The sequence below is a fragment of the Paenibacillus athensensis genome (assembly GCF_004514475.2).
Lineage (GTDB): Bacteria > Bacillota > Bacilli > Paenibacillales > NBRC-103111 > Paenibacillus_AL > Paenibacillus_AL athensensis.
Genome location: NZ_MYFO02000008.1, coordinates 220,633 through 238,169, shown reverse-complemented (window position 1 = coordinate 238,169; position 17,537 = coordinate 220,633). Strand labels below are relative to the sequence as shown.

Genomic DNA, 17,537 nt, shown 5'->3' with positions numbered 1-17,537 from the left:
CCTCCTCATCTCATAAGCGCTTACGAAAGCCCCGCCATTTTCAGCTTGAACGTATGGTGCAACGGAGTGCCGGTAGGACGCAACGCGCCTTGCACCTTGCCGTCCGCAGTCTCTCCCTCATCTTCAAAGACATAAAGCGGGCTTAATTGAATTTCGCCGTTCACAATGCCCGTCAGCTCGCTGATTTCCACCACTTTGCGCGTTTTGTCGCGCAGCCGGGACAAATGGACCATAATATCGATCGCCGAGCCGATCTGCTTGCGAATCACCTCGACCGGCAGTTGTACGCCACTGAGTACCATCGTCTCCAGACGACTGAGCATATCGACCGTGCTATTCGCATGCCCCGTGGACAAGGAACCGTCGTGCCCGGTATTCATCGCCTGCAGCATTTCCAATGCTTCAGCGCCCCGCACTTCGCCCACCACGATCCGGTTGGGTCTCATCCGCAGCGACGATTTGATCAAATCCCGCATCGTGATTTCTCCGCGTCCCTCCGTGTTGGCGTTACGCACCTCAAGACTGACCAGATTCGGTACGCTGCGAATTTGCAATTCGGCGGAATCCTCAATGGTAATAATCCGCTCGTCAGCTGGGATGTAATTGGACAATGCATTCAAAAACGTCGTTTTCCCCGAGCCTGTGCCGCCGCCGATGAAAATGTTGTATTTGGCCGCCACCAGCTTCTTCAAAAAAGCTGCCGCCTCCGCGCTTAATGCCCCTAGACGAACGAGATCCTCTATTGTCATCGGCTTGTCGGGGAATTTGCGGATCGTCATGGTCGGACCTTTGAGCGCTATGGGCGGCAGCACTACATTTACCCGCGAGCCGTCCTTCAATCTGGCGTCAACAATGGGCGAAGCTTCATTGACGACCCGATTGACCTTGCCGACAATCAATTGAATGATATCTTCGAGTTTCTCAGGGCTTTCGAACCTGGCGTCATGCCGGCTGACATGCCCGTCGCGCTCGATAAAAATTTCTTCATAGCTGTTAATCATAATTTCTGTAATCGACTTATCGTCAATCAAAGGCTGGAGCACGTCCAAACCGCGGAACGAGTTGAAAATCCGGCTGACTGCCGTCTGTTTCTCGCGCGCTGTCAAATACTGCGATTGGGAAAACTGAAAGACCGCTTCTTCTATGACCTGCAGCAGCTGTTCGTCGGACGTTGAGCTCGACAAGTCCAGCCGATGTCTGACCGTTTCGCGGAGCTCCAAAATCGCATCATTCGATATCATCGGCTTCACCTCAGCTCCCGTCCGAATAATTGTGATGCCAAGGATGCGAGCTGTTGATTGAACTCAGGGGACGAGGCGAGCTGCTGTCCTTGGGAGACGTTTTTCCATAAAGGAATATACGGTAAAAATCCTTGAACATTCAGCGCGTCGGCTTGTTCGACATTAGCAAATGTACCTGTATATTTATTGACAACAACGAACATTTTGGCCTGCAAATCAGCATGGCCTTGCTCATCGAACCGCTGCAGCTCCGCGAGGCCGACGAGACTTTTGTAGACGCACTGCACGTCGTCAAGCAGCAAAAGCAAAACAGCATGACAGTATGCCAATATGGCCAGCGTGCGCTCCTGAAAACCGGCATCGACGTCAACGATGACGTAATCAAAAGCGAACGATTGGCTGATCGTATCCAGTAGCTCCGTCACCTCCGGTTTGCGCATATCGTGAATGTCCTGCAAATGGGTCAGTGGCTCCAGATACTCAAGTCCGGTTGAAGCGTCTTTCTTCACGTATTGTCCGATACGGGCTGCAGCCTGTTTCGGGTTGGTTTGCACATAATACAGGATTTCCGACATTTCCTGATTCTCCATTGTTCCGAACCAGACCGGAGAAGAGCTGACCGTCTCCAGATTCACGTACAGCACTTTGTTCCCTTGCAGGGAGAGCTGACGACCCAGATTAATAGCCGCCGTTGTTTTGCCGCAGCTGCCGACGATGGAATAACAGGCAATGAATTTGGCGCTTCCGCTGCTTTTCATTCGCTCGACGACGACCGAATGCTTCTCCAGATACATCGTTTTCATCGCGCCGAGCAACTGATTCAACGGCTGATATTTGAACAGCGACGGTAGCTGCTCTTCCTCTTTGGCATAGTGGCTGGGCAAAAGCAAAATGACGAGGCCGGCAGCGATCGGCGGTGCGTCTTCTGACAAGAAGACAGGCTCCATCAGAACGATATGCGGTGCCGGGTGTGCGCCTAAATAAGCGTAAAACGCTGTTTTTTCGGAAAACGCCTTGACGGACAAGGAGCCTGCAAACTCGGAATTTCTGACGAAACGCAGCAGCATTTCTACATATTCGCGGCTTGAATCCGCGACAATGACCGTTAATTTTTCCATGAAAAACCCCTGTATTCTACAATTTCGTAAAGCCTCCTGCAATCAATACGACAGCCATAACCAGTATGATCAGCGCAATTCGAAGATGCTGCTTTTTGTCAGCCATTCTCGTTCTCCCCTATCGTTGAAAAAAATTTCGCCAGAAGCTTTTTTTGCGCCGAGGGCTCTGCAATAAATCCGGTACAATCAGCAGGGCCAGTTGTAGCAATTCAGGAGCTATTCGGGCCATAACGTCTTCTTCTTCATGAGGTTGCTTGCCCTTCCACACAATACCGATTATTTCTTCATAAGGAATATAAGGCACGCAAGCAACCGGCTCGAACGGCAGGGAACGAATCCACTCGCCGCGCCCATGCCGCTTGATATCCTTATTGCCGACAATGCTGATCGATTTGCCTGTCCGCTTCAAATCGATCAGACGCTTGAAGCGTTCTTGCGAAAGTGGACGATTGAATTTTGACGGCAGGCTATCCGCTACGAGTACAATATCGTCAACGCTGTCACAAAGCTTGCGAATCGTCGGATCTTCCCAAGAACAACCGGCATCAATCAAAACTATCGGCTGCTTGAGAGCAAAAAGCAGTTGGTACATATGCTCGCTGTTCCAGTCTTCGTAAAGCTTGTTCGGGTTTATTGGAGCCCACTGCACGACGCCATCTTGCCAGACAGGACCACTCCGGCGCTCCTGATTCATAATATCGTCAGCCGGAAACCTATATTGCTCGGGCATGCTCACATCTCCACGCAGCAGATAGTAATATTCGGGCTGATTCCGCGGATATTCTACAACCACATGCGGAACATGATACCGCTGCAGCAAGCCGGAAAGCGCCAGTGTAACGAAGGTAGTCCCGACCCCTTCATACAAACCTCCAACTACTACCAGTTTCCGCTGCATCAGTCTGGCCGTTGTTTGTGCACTCGCTTCGGCGGGAGGTGGTTTCTCTTCCTTTTGCGTTAACAGTAGCTTTACATCAGCCGCCCGCTGGAAGCGATCTTCCGGATCGTCCGCCAGCAGCTTGTGGATCACATACACAAGCTCATCCGGCAGATCCTGTCGAATATGACTGACAGGAACCCTAGACGTATACCAGTAGCTTCCGCCGCTGAGCAGAAAGTACATAACGGCGCCAAGCGTGTATAAATCGGTGCGATGGTCGGTTTGTTTATTCTCGTACTGCTCGGGAGCGGCGAAACCTACCGTCCCGATCTGCACGGTATCGGCTTCTTGTCCGAACGTAAACGTCCTCGCAATGCCAAAATCAATCAGCTTCACATTACGCTGTTCATCAATCATGATGTTGGACGGCTTTAAGTCGCGATAGATGATCGGGTCTGGCTCAAACGCATGCAGATACTCAAATAAATCACAAATTTGCCTTGCATAATGAACGACGTCTTCATCCGGCACCTGGCGTCCAGCGCTAACAAAAAGCTCAGCCAACGTTCGTCCTTTAATGTATTCCATAATCAGGTAGCTTGCGCCGTCTTCATCGGGCGGAAAATAGTCGGCAATCCCGGGAATGTTCGGGTGATCAAGCTTGATGAGCATCTCCGCTTCATCGATAAACTGCTGATAGTCGCCCGCCTGGTGGTACGTTTGCTTGGCGGCCCACAGCTTTCCCCGCAGTTTGAGATCTTCGACCAAATAGACGCTTCCCATACCGCCTTGTCCCAAAATGGATATGACAGAGTATCTCTGTCCAAGAATCGTCCCCTGTCTTAGATCAGCTTTGCGCTCCAAATCATTCTCTCCTTCGTGTATGACTTTAGCCGCAAAATTCGGAGGGATTCCCCATCCGTTTGGTCTATTGACAAAAGATGAGATGAATTCATTATAATAGCCGCAAAATAAATTGGAAAGAGTCTATTTTTGTAGATTCTCTCAAAATTTTCGTTAATCTTGTTGAATGAACGCTTTTCAGGACCTTTTCACACAGATTCTTAGAATTACTCGCTCTTTCTATTCCACTCATTATGATTCCTTACTGGGAATCTGTTTGCAGTTGAAAGCATTCAATAGTTCTACGGAACTAGTAGACCCCTTTATTTTGTGATAAGAGTAGCTGCCTCTTCCGAAATTGTCGAATAAAAGCAAAACAAAATTATGAATGGTAAAATTTAATTTATATGGTAATATCTTTAAAGAAAATTTTCTTGGGAGGTGCACGGAAATTTGTATACCAATAAACCATTTTTATATCGCGATGCCCACTTTCAGCACCACCTGGAGGCGTCCGTTCCGGTATTGATTTATTTGGAGGAAACGGAGATCGGATCCGGGCTGATTGTTTCCTATAATGCAACGTTTATCAAAATCGGTGATACGTACTACAACCGGCTGATGTATACGTTTGTTTCAAAGTAAATGAAGCGCATAAGTTGTCCTATATACGCGGGCTCCTGCATACGCTATAATAATTAGTAAAAATTATTATTAAGGAGCGGAACAGATGACGTTACCGATATTTCGCTGGAGCCGCAACCTGACGCTGCTGGTGGCCGTGCTTGGTCTGTTGTACGCGATTGTGCAAAAACGGACGCCCCTCGGCTCAATCGGCAGCAGCGGCAGCCTGCAATCGTTTAAAACGATGTTCATCAGCATTGTGCTGGAGGCGTTGCCGTTTATTTTGCTCGGCGTCGTGTTGTCCGCTTTGCTGCAGGTCTTCGTGCCCGAAGCCTGGATTCGCCGGCTCATTCCCCGTAATCCGCTGCTCGGCATTGTCGTGGCTTGCGTCATCGGCATTATTTTTCCTGTCTGCGAATGCGGCATGATTCCCGTGGTACGGCGGCTGATTCAAAAAGGGATGCCCGTCTACGCGGCCGTTGTGTTTATATTGACCGGCCCGATCATCAATCCTGTCGTGTATGCTGCCACCTATATGGCGTTCCGCTCCGACCCGGCCATTGCTTATGCGCGTATGGGACTGGCCTTTGCCGTTGCCGCCGTCGTCGGCTTGCTCGTGTACCGGACCGTGCGGCGCAATCCGCTGCGGCATTCGGCCGCCGGCTTGACGGGAGAAGGCGCCGAGGCGCATTCGCACAGCGGCGGGAAGCTGGCAGCGATGTTCACGCATGCGGCCGAGGAATTTTTTGAAATGGGCAAATATTTGATTGCCGGCGCGCTGCTGGCGGCGCTGATGCAGACGTTCGTCGCGCGGGAAAGCCTGGTCGCTGTCGGGCAAAGCGGCTTGCTGTCGCACCTGTTCATGATGGGCTTTGCCTATGTGCTGTCGCTGTGCTCAACATCGGACGCTTTCGTCGCTTCGTCGTTCACCGGCCTGTTCACCAAGGGCTCGCTGCTGACGTTTCTCGTCTTTGGTCCGATGCTGGATATGAAGAGCACGCTAATGCTGTTGTCCGTGTTCAAAACCCGCTTTGTGCTGCTGCTCGCGCTGCTGATTGCCGTCAGCGTGCCGGCCGGCGCCTTGCTGCTGGAGCATTTCCAGTTGATTCGCTAAAAAGGAGGCTGCCATGAAACCGCGAACCTTTGCTTGGCACCCGTTTATTCGTGCCGCGATTTTGTTCGGTTTTGCCATGTTTATCGTTTATTTGACTCGCACCGACAGTTTGGTTTATTACATCGCGCCACGGATGCAAATATATGTGAAGTATTCAAGCGTCGTTTTGTACGTCATTGCCGTGTATCAGGTCTACGCCGGGATCCATGCGCTGTGGGGCAAGCCGGTTGACTGCGGATGCGAGCAGCCGCGGGCCAAATCGCCCATCGCCTCGGGCGTGGCTTACGGATTGTTTGCGCTGCCGCTGCTGCTCGGCTTTTTGCTGCCCAACACGGTGATGAGCAGTTCGTTGGCCGATAAAAAAGGCATGAATCTCGCGCCGCAAACCGCGGCTAAAAGCATTTCCCGCCAGTTGGCCGCAGCAAGCCCGGCCCCGGCAGCGGCAGGCGGCCAAGGCGTGAGCAGCAGCGCGCCCGCCAACGGCGCAGCAGCCGGAGCGGCGAATGGCGCAAGCGGCAAGGCCGCCGGGGACGCAGGCAGCGCAAACGCCGGCTCGGCGGCGCAGAGTGGCGCAGCCGCAGGCGGCACAAGCGGAGCGGCGGGCGCAGCAAGCAGCTCTCAAACCGGCAGCAGCAACGGGGCGGCAGCCGGCGGCCCTCAAGCGGGCAGCAGCAGCGGCGCGGCCGGAGCAGCGACCGGCGCTCCCCAAGCCGGCAACGCCGCTGCAGGAGCGGCCAACGCAGCGGGCGGCGCTGTTACCGATGCGCAGCTCCAGCAAATGTTCAAGTCGCCGGACGAATATTCAGAGGATTTTGCCAAGATGGGCATGATCCTTTACCGCAAGCCGCTGATTAGCGTCAAGCCGGAAATTTTTATGGAAATCCTCTCTACTGTGAGCTTGTTCCAGGAAAATTTTTACGGCAAGACGATCGAGCTGAGCGGGTTCGTGTATCGCGAGGAGGGTCTGAAGGCCGACCAATTGATTGTCGGACGGTTCGCTGTCTCCTGCTGCTCGGCCGACGCTTCGCCATACGGCGTGCTGACCGAGTTTCCGGGCGCAAGCGCCTTCGCCAAGGATACGTGGATCAAAGTGACCGGCAAAATCGCCAAAGGCAGCTATGACGGCAACGATATTTTCAAAATCAAAGCTGACAAAATCGAAAAAATAACCGCGCCCAAAACGCCTTACGTCTATCCGAACTTCGATCCGCTGCCCGAATTGGCCAAGTAACCCGAAGTCGAGGCACCGTGAGCCGCCGTACGGCGTGCATGTAGCCCCCAAGCGTCCTGCGCGACGACGCGAAAAGCGACGCCTTACCGACAGCCAAAAGCCTTCAAGCTTGCCGCCATTGCGGTTCTTGAAGGCTTTGTCGTTTCCGCTTGCTGCCGATGGTTATCTCGTTTCCCGGTGCAGCGTATATGTGTTCAGCCGCGGGCAAAACTTGCGCAGCTCCAGACGTCCGGGCGTGTTGCGTTTGTTTTTCGTCGTCGTATAGTTACGGTCTCCACATTCCGTGCAGGCCAATGTGACAATCACGCGCATGGCGCTCCCTCCTTTTCGGGCCAAATCTTGCGTTTCCGCAGGCTTCTGCCCATCTCAGCTTCATTTTGTCTGCTTGTCTCTATCCATGCCATCCGCATCGCGACGCGGCCTAGCAGCGCCACTCATCTACATACGCAGCTCCACCTGCTGCGGCTCGGCGTTCGGCAGCGCATCGGCGTAGCCGCTCCACTCGTGCTCCCGTTCCAGCTCCTCGTCGGTGAGCAGGCAGGCATCCAACTGTGCAGTAATCGCCTGCGGCTCCAGATCGATGCCGATCAGCACAATCTGGTTGATGCGGTCGCCGAACCGCGCGTCCCATTTGGCGATCAGCTCGGGATTGTCCAAAAGCTGCTCAGCCCGCTCGCTTTCCGGCAGCGCCGCAATCCAGTAGCCGTTCGGATCAAAGCGGATCGACGGGCCCGCGTGTCCTCGTCATGCGCCGCCTGCTGGCGTTCCGGCAAGCTTTCGCCACTGGAGAATGCGATGCGCATCGCTCATTCCTCCTGTAGAAAACGCAATAACATGTTTTATAATATAGTAATTATTACGATTTTTAAAAAGTAATCATTACATTTAATCCTCTTCTTTTATATACAAGCAGCTTCAGTCGCCAGGACTTGCTCTTGCTGCTGATTGCTCTCAGCCTGCCGCCTCATTGTCGCACAATTCGCATCTCACCGCTCCGTTGTGATAAGCTATTCCCAAGAAGTAATTATTACTATTAATCACATAAAGGAGAATGAATCATGAAGCGAATTCCCGCCCTGATTGTCAGCGGTTTTCTCGGCAGCGGCAAAACCACGCTGCTGCTGCAGCTCGTCCAGTCCGCCAGAGAACGCGGGTTGCGGCCCGCGGTACTTATGAACGAGCTCGGCCGTCTTGACGTCGACGGTCATCTGCTCAGTGGAGACGCCAGCGCCCTGCCACTGGCCAAGCTGCTCGACGGCTGCATCTGCTGCGACCGCAAAAGCGAAATCGCCGCCTCTGTCGAGACGCTGCTTGATACAGAGCCCGACGTCCTGTTCATTGAACTTACAGGCGTGGCCAACCCCGAGGAAATCGCCGACGCACTGACGGAGCCGCGCATGCTGCGGCGCGTCGTCCTGCGCCGCATCGTCACCGTATTGGACGCCGAGCACGTGTTGGAGTACAACAGCATTTTCGCCTCCGACCGCAGCCTGGTTCACACACTCCGCCGACAAATCGAGGTGGCCGATTCGCTAATCGTCAACAAAATCGATCTCGTGTCACAGCAGCAGCTCGCCAAAATCGAAAAAGCGATCCGCGCCCGCAATCCGCAAGCGCCGATCACCTGCACCACGCACAGCCGAATCGATCTGGATGCGTTATTCGCCGTCCTGACGCCGTCGGCTCCGGGCGTACGTCAATCGGTAGCCGGCAAGCCCGGCTTTGTGGCGCAGACGAGCGTGCGCAGTGCTGCTCCAACGCGCCCCCGTCCGGCAGCGGATGGAGACGTCCCGGCGCCGACCCGCTCGTTTTCCCGCCTCGGCACCGTCAGCCTACCGATCAACGAAGCCGTCTCCAAAGCGCAGTTGGAGAAGTTCGTCAGAACCTGCAGCCCCAACCTGCTGCGGGCCAAGGGCTATATCCCGCTGCCCGGCGAGCCGCGATTGGCCCTGATGCAATTTGCAGGCAAGCGGTTTACGTGGGAACCGGCCCCATATACGGGCGAGCCTTATCTGGTGCTGATCGGGCTGGAGCTGGACGAAGCCGAGATCACTCGAAAATGGTCGCTGGAGCAAGTCCGCAAGCGCTAGCGCTTACGCCAACCCGCCCGGCAGCTTATGCAGCGGTGAGCGGCTTCCAGAAAGCACATCCCCCAACCCTATGCCGCGGAGCGGAAACAAGCCGTTCGGAACTGCGAACGGCTTTTCCATTTTACACCTATCCAAGCAACGCCAAAAACACCCGCAAGTCCATTGGACCCGCAGGCATTTGGAGCCGTCACAGTCAAGCTGTCGATGGCACATGGAAAGAAGCAATCACGCCGGTGAGCAACCGGCAACGGTCAACGCCGCAACGCCTCAAGACTGCAAAGCTGCAACCCTGCAACGCTTGCAATGCTGCAAACCACACTCTCACTTCCCTTCGACCGCGGACCGCAACCGCACTACCTGGCAATCCAGTCATCGATCACAAAATCTTTTTTCGCCAGCCCCTGGTCGATCAAAAATTGCTTCGCCCCCTGCAGCAGCTTCAAGCCGTCTGCTGGAAACGCCTCCTGCGGCCACTGCTCGATTTTGAACGACGCCTTGACCACATCCAGCGGATAGCCGGACGCATCGGCATAAAATTGAAAATACGCTTCACTGTCGGCGCGAATTTCACTCACGGCCCGAGCGCGAATGTCATTCCACAGCTTGGGGAACTGCGGATTGCGCTGCACATAATCCTCGGTGACAACCGTAACGCTGGAGCCCTGCAGCGCCGGATGCAACGCCGCTTCGTCGATGGCGACGTAGCCCTTCTTTTGCAGCAGCGGACCAAAGCCCGTCGGGTAAGCAAAAGCCGCGATATCGCCCCGGGCCAGCGCCGCTTCCGCGTCGGCCGGCAGCAGATGCAGCACCTTGACCTCTTTCTCCAGCCCCTGCTCCTTGAGCAGACCGAGCAAATAACGGCTCATGTAAGAGCCCTGCGACGTAGCCACCTTCTGGCCTTTCAGGTCGGCGACAGTTTTCGGGCCGTCCGCCTTGGCGGTCAGCCATGCGTTCATATTGATTTGCGACTGGTTGATCAGTCGTGTTTTCAAGCCCGCCGAACGACCGTTGATCGCCGGCGTATCGCCGTAAATCCCCACATCGAGCGTACCTGCCGACAGCGCCTCGTTCAGATTCGGCCCGTTCGGAAAGGTAAAATACTTGAACTCCTTGACGCCGTATTTGTGCAGCTCGCCTTCCAGATAACCCTTCGTCTGCGCCCAGCCCTCCGGCCCGGTTATGACGGACTTGTTGTTGGCGGAAATGAAACCGATGCGCAACGTTTCGGGCAGTTGTTGTACGCGACCTTCGCCGCCGGCCGCCGCCGATCCGGCAGGCACGGCTGAAGCCGGACTTGTCTGCGTAGCAGCCTCCTTGGCGCCGCACGCCGCCGTCCAGACGGTAAGCAGAATTAGAATCAGCGCCAAAGCAGCGCCGCGAATGCCTTGTTTCCTTTTTGTCATATGGTTGACCCCCGGTGTCAGTGTTGTCGTGCATGCCCACCCCGGCCTTGCCGGTTAGTGGGTAGCGTACATGCGTTGAAAAATCAAATACGAGCCGTCCGCCGAAGCCGTCGACTTCCTTCCTTTGCCCCAGCCCAGATTTTTGCGGTAGCTGCCCAGCAGTCCCTGATCGATCAGCCGCTCCTCCGCCACAGCGGACGTTTCTTCGGCCAGCGGAGTGACGAACAGCGCGTCAGTCGGGCAGTACAGCTCGCACATGAAGCAGCTCTGGCAGTCGGATTGGCGGGCGATGACCGGAATGTCTCCGGACACCGCCTCAAACACATTGGTCGGGCATACCGACACGCATTGATTGCAGCTCACGCAGCGGTCCTTACTCAGCAGTTCGATCATGATACAGCAGCCTCCCTTGTTGTCGGTTTCGTTTCGTCATGCGCCCCCGCGTCCCCCAGCGGCTTCGCCCAGACCTGCTCCAGCCCGCCGCTCACAATCCGGTGACGCTGCGCCTGATCCTGGCCGGGGAAATCCTCCCGGCGGTGCATCCCGCGCGTCTCCCGGCGCTCCAGGCCGCTTGCGAACATCCAGCGCGCCGTCGCCGTCATCGCCGCCGCTTCGCGCACGCGGACCGCGTTGCTGTCGGCGGCATAAACGCCGCTGCGCGTCAGCTCGCGCCATACGTCGTCCAGCCGGCCCAGCGAGCCCTTCATCCCGTCACCCGTCCGGAACCAGTTCCGGTCGTACGGGAATACCTCGGCCTGCACCGCCTTGACGATGTCACTCGCCTCGACCGCGCCTGGGCGCTCGCTGGCCAGCTTGGGCACGCCGCTCGCTTCCGCCAGCCCGCGTGCCCCGCGGTCAGCCGCATGGCGGCCCAGCTTCAGCGCATATCGCGCGGCCCCCTCGCCCGACCAGTAGCCGGACGACATCGCCCAAGCCGCATTATGGCTGCCGCCGCCGGTGAAGCCGCCGCAGATCAGCTCGCGGGTCGCGGCATCGCCCGCCGCGTACAAGCCCGGCACCTTCGTCGCGCACGTTTCGTCGACGATGTGGATGCCGCCGGTGCCGCGTACCGTACCCTCGAAGCGCAGCGTTACCGGAAACTTCTGCGTAAACGGATCAATGCCCAGCCGGTCGAATGACAGGAAGAAGTTCGGCTGCGCCTGGCGCATCGCCGTTTTAACCGCCTCGTCGGCCTTGTCGAGCCGGGCATAGACCGGCTGGCTCAGCAGCGTGCGGGCGATCACCGAGCGTCCGCGCTGCGAGCCAGCGCCTTCAATCACCCGGCCGTCTTCATAATAGAACGTCGCCCACACGTAGAACGCCGACTTCGTCACTGGCGAGAACGCGGGCGCGAGCGAATACGCCGTCGAGAACTCCATGCCCGACAATTCCGCGCCCGCTTCGGCCGCCAGCAGGTAGCCGTCGCCGGTCAGCACGTTCGTGCCGAGCGCCTTGCTCAGAAACGCACAGCCGCCGGTCGCGATGACGACAGCCGCCGCCTCGACGCGCCACGTCAGCTTCGTCTGATTGTTGATCCCGGTCGCGCCGGCTACGCCGTGCTCGTCGGCCAGCAGCTCCAGCGCCGGGCTGTGGTCAAGTATGCGCACGCCGGCCTGCTGCACCTTGCGGCGCATCAGCTTCATATAATCCGGTCCCTGCAGGCTGCGGCGATGCGATTCGCCCTGCTCGTCTACAGGGAACGGATAACCCCATTCGGCCAGCTGATTCGTATTGCTGTACGTGCGATCCAGCACCCGCTTCATCCAGCCGCGCTCGGCCAAATAACCGCCCAGCGCCTCGCGGCTTTTCATCGCCGCCTCCCGCTCCTCCTCGGTCGGATGCACGTACCACAGGCCCGTGCCCGACGGCGCCGTCGCGCCGCTCGTCCCGCAATAGCCCTTGTCGACGAGCACGACGCGCGCGCCTTCCCGCGCTGCCGTCAGCGCCGCCCAGGCCCCGGAAGGCCCTCCCCCGATCACCAGCACATCGGCTTGCACATTCAAATCAAATTGGCTCATGTCCACGCTTCCTCTCCTTATGTCGAATCTATCGCAAATTAAATGGAAAAGCTGTCTTCACGCCGGCTTGCGGCAAATTCATACGGCTGCTTCACTAACAGACGGTCGAGAATCAGCTTCTCGAAATGAGCAAACCCGCTGTCGTGCTCGCGCGGACGCGGCAATGAAATCCGCACGTCGAGGCCAACCTTGCCGTCCTCGATCACGATCACCCGGTCGGCCAGCGCCACAGCCTCGCTGACATCGTGCGTCACCAGCAGCACAGTGAACTGCTGCTCCAGCCACAGCCGCTCGATCAGCTGCTGCATTTCAATGCGTGTCAGCGCGTCCAGCGCGCCGAGCGGCTCATCGAGCAGCAGCAATCGCGGATGACCGGCCAGAGCCCGGGCGAGGGCCACCCGCTGGCGCTGGCCCCCGGAGAGCACGGCCGGCCACTCGCCCGCCTTCTGCTCCAGCCCCACAAGCTGCAGCGCCGCATGCGCCAGCGCCTTGTCGCCGGACCTGACGCCGATCCGGACATTATCGACAACCTTCTTCCACGGCAGCAGCCGCGAATCCTGAAATAACACGCGTGTGTCGGCGTGAATGCCGTTGATCGTCTGCGCATCGGCGAGAATCGTCCCGCCGCTGGCCCGATCGAGCCCGCCAATCAGCCGCAGCAAGGTGCTCTTGCCGCAACCGCTGCGTCCGACGACCGCGACGAACTCGCCCGGTCTGATTGTCAGATCGATGCCCGACAGCACCTGCGTCGGACCAAAAATTTTACTCACATGGCGAATATGCAGTTGGGTGCCCCCGTTTTTCGCGCTCATCGTTGTGCGCCTCCTTGTTCCCTGTATTCGCGAGAATTCGTTCCCGGCCTTCCCGTTTCCGCTTCATTGCTTATGATTGTGCAAAATGGTGATGCCACTGCAGCCAGCGCCGTTCGCACCATTTGGCTGCCAGATCGGACAACTTGCCGAGCAGCGCGTACAAAATAACGCACAGCACAACGACGTCCATTTGCATAAACTCTCTAGCGTGCGTCGCCATGTAGCCGATCCCCGAATCGGCGGCAATCGTCTCGGCCACGATCAGGCTCAGCCACATAATGCCAAGCGAAAAACGAATGCCGAGCAAAATGTGCGACAGCGCTCCCGGCAAAATCACCTTGACGAACAGCGACAAGCGCCGCAAGCCGTACACGCGCCCCATCTCGATCAGCCCCGGATCGACCGAGCGGATACCGTGAAAGGTGTTCAGATAAATCGGAAAAGCCACGCCCAGCGAAACCAGAAACAGCTTGGACGGCTCGCCGATGCCAAACCACATGATCACGAGCGGAATCATCGCCAAATGCGGAATCGTTCGCACCATCTGCACCGAAGAATCGAGATAGCGTTCCGCCACCGGGAACAGCCCGTTCAGCAGCCCGAGGATAAAAGCGACCCCTCCGCCGATCGCAAAGCCCAGAAACGCCCGCTTCGTGCTGATAGCCACATACGCCAGCAGCGTCCCGTCGCCAATCACGTCGACAAGCGCCTTTACAACCTCCCACGGCGTCGGCAAAATGCGCTGCGACAGCCATCCAGCCCAGCCCGACACCTGCCAGAACGCGATCACCAGCAGGGGAATCACCCAAGGCTGCCAGCGGTAACGCCAGTTTTTGCTCCAGTTGCTTGGATTGCGATTACGATCTCGGCTCATACCCGTCATTCCTCTCTTCGTTGAAGCCGGCAACCGGAATAACAAAAAGACCCCCTGATTCGCTCCGGCTGCATGGGCAGCAGGTGTGAAAGGAAGTCTCCAGTGGTCCGGCGGACTTATTTTATACAATTCATATCCGTTTACTCGGATTAAGATATAACCTATACTAGCACCGGGCGGAGCGGGCGTCAATGATTATTTTTACAACCTCTTATTGTCACAAAAAAACAGCTCCAAGCGGGACGATTCCCCCTTGAAGCCGTTTCCGGCGATCCTCTCTGCTTTCGGACCGGCTGTTCAGGCTCCTGTTCCTGCGCTAGCCAAGCCCTCGCCGAGCCGATTGCTGCACCTCAGGCAAACTGCTTGCCGAACCACGCCGCCGCAGCATCCGCTTCGCTCGCCGTCAAGTGATGCCCGGCGTATTCCCAGTGCACCTCGACCTCCGCGCCGCCCTGCCGCAGCATGCCCGTCAGCTCCTCCGTCTCCTGCGGCTTGCAGATCGGATCATTGCGCCCCGCGCCAATAAACACAGGCAGGCCGCTGATGTCCGCGGGCCCGACGCCGCGAATCGGCACCATCGGATGGTGCAGCATCGCCCCCTGGAACGCATCGCTGTAATGCAGCAGCAAACTTGCGGCGATGTTCGCTCCGTTCGAATAACCAAGCGCAACGAACCGTCTGCGGTTCAGTCCGTAGCGGTCAGCCGCCTCATCGAGAAATGCATACAGCTCGCGCGTCCGGAAGACAAGGTCCTCCTCGTCGAACACGCCTTCCGCAATGCGCCGGAAAAACCGCAGCATGCCGTTCTCCGACACATTGCCGCGCAGCGCCAGCAGCCCCGCTCCCGGGGCGATATGCGCCGCCAGCGGCAGCAAATCGCGCTCGTTCGCTCCAGTGCCGTGCAGCAGCACCAGCGTTGGCAAATCGGCTTGTGTAGCCGGCTCGTACAGATGAATCATGGCTGACTCCCCTCCATCTCCACTGGCGGTTTGACCTCAATCGGCTGCAGCTGAGCTTCAATCGCAGAGCGGCGGCCTTCCAGCCACCGCGGCAGCATCAGCCGCGAGCCCAGCTCGCCCGGCGCCTCGTCGACGGCGAATCCCGGCGGGTCGGTCGCAATCTCGAACAAAATGCCGCCGCTTTCGCGGAAATACAACGCGTGAAAATATTGCCGGTCGATCAACGCCGTCGGCTGAAAGCCGCTGGCCGCCACCCGGCGCTGCCATTCGCGGTGCTCGTCCGCATCCTGCGCCCGCCAGGCGATGTGATGCACCGTGCCCGCTCCGCCGCGCCCGCGGCTTACGCTTGTCTGCGGCACATCGATGATATTGCCGAGCGCAGCTTGCGCGCGGAAGCGGACAAAGCCGACGTCTTCGCCGACGCGCTCCAGCCCGAGCACCTGCTCCAGCGTCTGCATCGTGCCCGGAGCATCGGTGCTGTACAGCACCGCCCCGCCGAAGCCCTTGATTGCATACGCCAGCGGCACGCCGCCGTCCGCCCACTCACTGCCCGGCCCGGCCGCGCGTTCCACCAGCTCCAGATGCAGGCCCTCGTGATCGGTGAACTGCAGATACGCCTCGCCGAACCGCGCCGCTTTCATCGGCGTGATCCCCAAGCGCTGCAGCCGCTCCTCCCAATAGCCAAGCGCCCCTTCGGGAACGACGAACGTCGTCAACCCGACCTGGCCGCCGCCAGCCGCTCCCCGCCGCGCTTCCGGCCACGGGAAAAAGGTAATGATCGTTCCCGGACTGCCGGCCTGATCGCCGAAATACAGATGATACACCTCGGGCGCGTCGTAATTAATCGTTTTTTTCACCAGCCTGAGCCCTAGCACCCCGGCATAAAAATCAACATTCCGCTGCGGATCGGCGGCAAAAGCCGTAATGTGGTGAATGCCTGCGGTTTGCATCGTCATCTCGCTCCACTCCTTTAGGATCCTGATCGGATCTGCTCTCTATGGACGTGCTTATGCTGCTATTGTGCTCAAAATCCGTCATACGTAACGAATTCGCCGACAGGCTTGCGGTAGCCGCGCGGTCTGGGCCGCGAAGCATCCTCTTTGCCGATTGTAATCAGCAGCACCGGCACGTAGCGGTCGGGAATGCTCAGCGCCTTGCGCATCGCTTCGGGATCGAAGCCGATCATCGGGCAGGTATCCCAGCCCTTGTCCTTGGCAATCAGCATGAACTGCATCGCCGACAGGCTGGCGTTGCGCACCGCCTCCTCGTGCTGGAACGCCTGACCGCGTCCCTCGTAAATGCCGATGACCGAAGCCACCGTCGCGTCATACTCCTGCTTGCTCATCATGCCCAGATTCAGCAAACCTTCGTTAATCGCTCCCACGTTCTTGTAGGCTTCCAGATCGCCCAGCACGACGATGGCCGCCGATGCCGACTGCACCTTGTACTGCTTGAACGCCGCTTCATACACCGCCTGCTTGCGCGCCCCGTCCTTGACGACCACATAATGGGCATGCTGCAAATTAAACGCCGACGGCGCATACTTCGCCAAGCCGAACATCTCGTCCAGCTCCTCTTGAGCAATTTCCACCCCCGGAATAAACTTCATCGCCGACCGGCGCGCTGTCACCACTTGATTCAATTCGCTCATCCGTGCCACCTGCTCTCATTTGTTTTTCGTTTGACATTCATTATCTTAAATCCAAAGTATTAGTCCGGCAAAAATGCCCGCCAGCCCGTCGCTAGCGCTCCGCTCCTTTGCCCAACCGTTTGAGCAGCTCCGTCGCCTGCAGCTTCTCGTCTAAGGACAAGCCCTGAAGCACTTCAGTCATTACCTCTGCATGCAGCGGAAATACCCGATCAAACAGCCTCCGCCCCTCATCGGTCAGCTCGGCATAAATAATCCGCCGGTCGGCTTCACAAGGAACTCTGCGAATCAGCTGCTTGTTCGCCAGCTTGTCGATGTTGTAGGTCACGCTGCCGCTCGTAATCAAAATCTTCTCGCCGATTTGCTGCAGCGGATAACGCCCCTTGTTATACAACACCTCCAGAATCATAAACTCCGACGGTGACAACCCGTGCTGCTTCATATTCTTGATCGACAAATCAAAAATCGTCTTGTATGCCTTGGACAATACGACCAGCAGCTTGAGAGAAGCCGCTTGTTCCTCTGTCGACATGACCTTCACCCCGATTCGTTATCTCGATGTCAAATATCTTAAATTAAAGATAAATCATTTGCAGCGTGATGTCAAGAGCGCGCTCTTTCAGTTCACGACGCTGCGCTTGAGGCTGCGTGACTTGCCTTGAACGTCAAAAAGACCGGCAGC

18 protein-coding genes are annotated in these 17,537 nt (G+C 57.2%); 4 read left to right on the top strand and 14 right to left on the bottom strand.

Annotation, left to right across the window (positions count from 1 at the left end; genetic code table 11):
* Positions 1 to 20: 20 nt before the first annotated feature.
* The 3 genes from B5M42_RS16270 to B5M42_RS16260 form a co-directional block, all read right to left on the bottom strand.
* The gene (locus B5M42_RS16270) at positions 21 to 1,241 is read right to left on the bottom strand and encodes a CpaF family protein (RefSeq protein WP_134750445.1); all 1,221 of its coding nucleotides are present in this window, start codon (positions 1,239 to 1,241) and stop codon (positions 21 to 23) included.
* Between the two features lie 5 nt (positions 1,242 to 1,246).
* Positions 1,247 to 2,359: an AAA family ATPase gene (locus tag B5M42_RS16265; RefSeq protein ID WP_134750443.1), complete on the bottom strand. Its 1,113-nt coding sequence runs from the start codon at positions 2,357 to 2,359 to the stop codon at positions 1,247 to 1,249.
* Between the two features lie 118 nt (positions 2,360 to 2,477).
* On the bottom strand, positions 2,478 to 4,103 hold the full coding sequence (locus tag B5M42_RS16260; protein WP_134750441.1) for a serine/threonine protein kinase: 1,626 nt from the start codon (positions 4,101 to 4,103) through the stop codon (positions 2,478 to 2,480).
* Positions 4,104 to 4,535: 432 nt separating this feature from the next.
* On the opposite strand from B5M42_RS16260, the gene B5M42_RS16255 reads away from it, so the two are divergent.
* From B5M42_RS16255 to B5M42_RS16245, 3 genes are all read left to right on the top strand, one after another.
* The gene (locus B5M42_RS16255; protein WP_134750439.1) at positions 4,536 to 4,727 is read left to right on the top strand and encodes a hypothetical protein; all 192 of its coding nucleotides are present in this window, start codon (positions 4,536 to 4,538) and stop codon (positions 4,725 to 4,727) included.
* Between the two features lie 85 nt (positions 4,728 to 4,812).
* Positions 4,813 to 5,820 (top strand): permease, encoded by a 1,008-nt coding sequence (locus B5M42_RS16250; RefSeq protein WP_134750437.1) that lies wholly within the window; start codon positions 4,813 to 4,815, stop codon positions 5,818 to 5,820.
* A gap of 13 nt (positions 5,821 to 5,833) precedes the next feature.
* Positions 5,834 to 7,051, top strand: coding sequence for a TIGR03943 family putative permease subunit (locus B5M42_RS16245; RefSeq protein WP_134750435.1), 1,218 nt, complete (start codon positions 5,834 to 5,836; stop codon positions 7,049 to 7,051).
* 162 nt (positions 7,052 to 7,213) lie between these two features.
* On the opposite strand, the gene rpmG is transcribed toward B5M42_RS16245, so the two are convergent.
* Both rpmG and B5M42_RS16235 read right to left on the bottom strand, forming a co-directional pair.
* Complete coding sequence (gene rpmG, locus B5M42_RS16240; protein WP_134750434.1) at positions 7,214 to 7,363, bottom strand: 50S ribosomal protein L33; 150 nt, start codon at positions 7,361 to 7,363, stop codon at positions 7,214 to 7,216.
* Between the two features lie 126 nt (positions 7,364 to 7,489).
* Positions 7,490 to 7,774, bottom strand: a complete 285-nt coding sequence (locus B5M42_RS16235) for a GTP-binding protein (RefSeq protein WP_134750432.1) — start codon at positions 7,772 to 7,774, stop codon at positions 7,490 to 7,492.
* A 335-nt stretch (positions 7,775 to 8,109) separates the two neighbouring features.
* On the opposite strand from B5M42_RS16235, the gene B5M42_RS16230 reads away from it, so the two are divergent.
* A complete protein-coding gene (locus B5M42_RS16230) occupies positions 8,110 to 9,141 on the top strand; it encodes a CobW family GTP-binding protein (RefSeq protein WP_134750430.1) in 1,032 nt (343 codons plus the stop codon).
* Positions 9,142 to 9,494: 353 nt separating this feature from the next.
* Here the strand turns inward: B5M42_RS16230 and B5M42_RS16225 are convergent, their stop codons facing one another.
* From B5M42_RS16225 to B5M42_RS16185, 9 genes are all read right to left on the bottom strand, one after another.
* On the bottom strand, positions 9,495 to 10,544 hold the full coding sequence (locus B5M42_RS16225; protein WP_134750428.1) for an ABC transporter substrate-binding protein: 1,050 nt from the start codon (positions 10,542 to 10,544) through the stop codon (positions 9,495 to 9,497).
* Between the two features lie 54 nt (positions 10,545 to 10,598).
* Positions 10,599 to 10,937: a 4Fe-4S binding protein gene (locus B5M42_RS16220; RefSeq protein ID WP_134750425.1), complete on the bottom strand. Its 339-nt coding sequence runs from the start codon at positions 10,935 to 10,937 to the stop codon at positions 10,599 to 10,601.
* Positions 10,934 to 12,562 (bottom strand): FAD-dependent oxidoreductase, encoded by a 1,629-nt coding sequence (locus B5M42_RS16215; RefSeq protein ID WP_134750423.1) that lies wholly within the window; start codon positions 12,560 to 12,562, stop codon positions 10,934 to 10,936. The genes B5M42_RS16220 and B5M42_RS16215 overlap by 4 nt, the downstream gene beginning before the upstream one ends.
* A gap of 38 nt (positions 12,563 to 12,600) precedes the next feature.
* A complete protein-coding gene (locus B5M42_RS16210; protein ID WP_134750421.1) occupies positions 12,601 to 13,374 on the bottom strand; it encodes an ATP-binding cassette domain-containing protein in 774 nt (257 codons plus the stop codon).
* 70 nt (positions 13,375 to 13,444) lie between these two features.
* On the bottom strand, positions 13,445 to 14,248 hold the full coding sequence (locus B5M42_RS16205; RefSeq protein ID WP_134750419.1) for an ABC transporter permease subunit: 804 nt from the start codon (positions 14,246 to 14,248) through the stop codon (positions 13,445 to 13,447).
* 350 nt (positions 14,249 to 14,598) lie between these two features.
* Positions 14,599 to 15,207, bottom strand: coding sequence for an alpha/beta hydrolase (locus B5M42_RS16200; protein WP_134750417.1), 609 nt, complete (start codon positions 15,205 to 15,207; stop codon positions 14,599 to 14,601).
* Positions 15,204 to 16,163 (bottom strand): ring-cleaving dioxygenase, encoded by a 960-nt coding sequence (locus tag B5M42_RS16195; protein ID WP_134750415.1) that lies wholly within the window; start codon positions 16,161 to 16,163, stop codon positions 15,204 to 15,206. Before B5M42_RS16195 ends, B5M42_RS16200 begins: the two co-directional genes overlap by 4 nt.
* Positions 16,164 to 16,231: 68 nt before the next feature.
* Positions 16,232 to 16,858 carry a nitroreductase family protein gene (locus tag B5M42_RS16190; protein WP_134750413.1) on the bottom strand — a complete coding sequence of 209 codons (627 nt, stop codon included), beginning with the start codon at positions 16,856 to 16,858 and terminating at the stop codon, positions 16,232 to 16,234.
* Positions 16,859 to 16,949: 91 nt separating this feature from the next.
* Positions 16,950 to 17,387, bottom strand: a complete 438-nt coding sequence (locus tag B5M42_RS16185; RefSeq protein WP_134750411.1) for a MarR family winged helix-turn-helix transcriptional regulator — start codon at positions 17,385 to 17,387, stop codon at positions 16,950 to 16,952.
* Between the last annotated feature and the right edge of the window lie 150 nt (positions 17,388 to 17,537).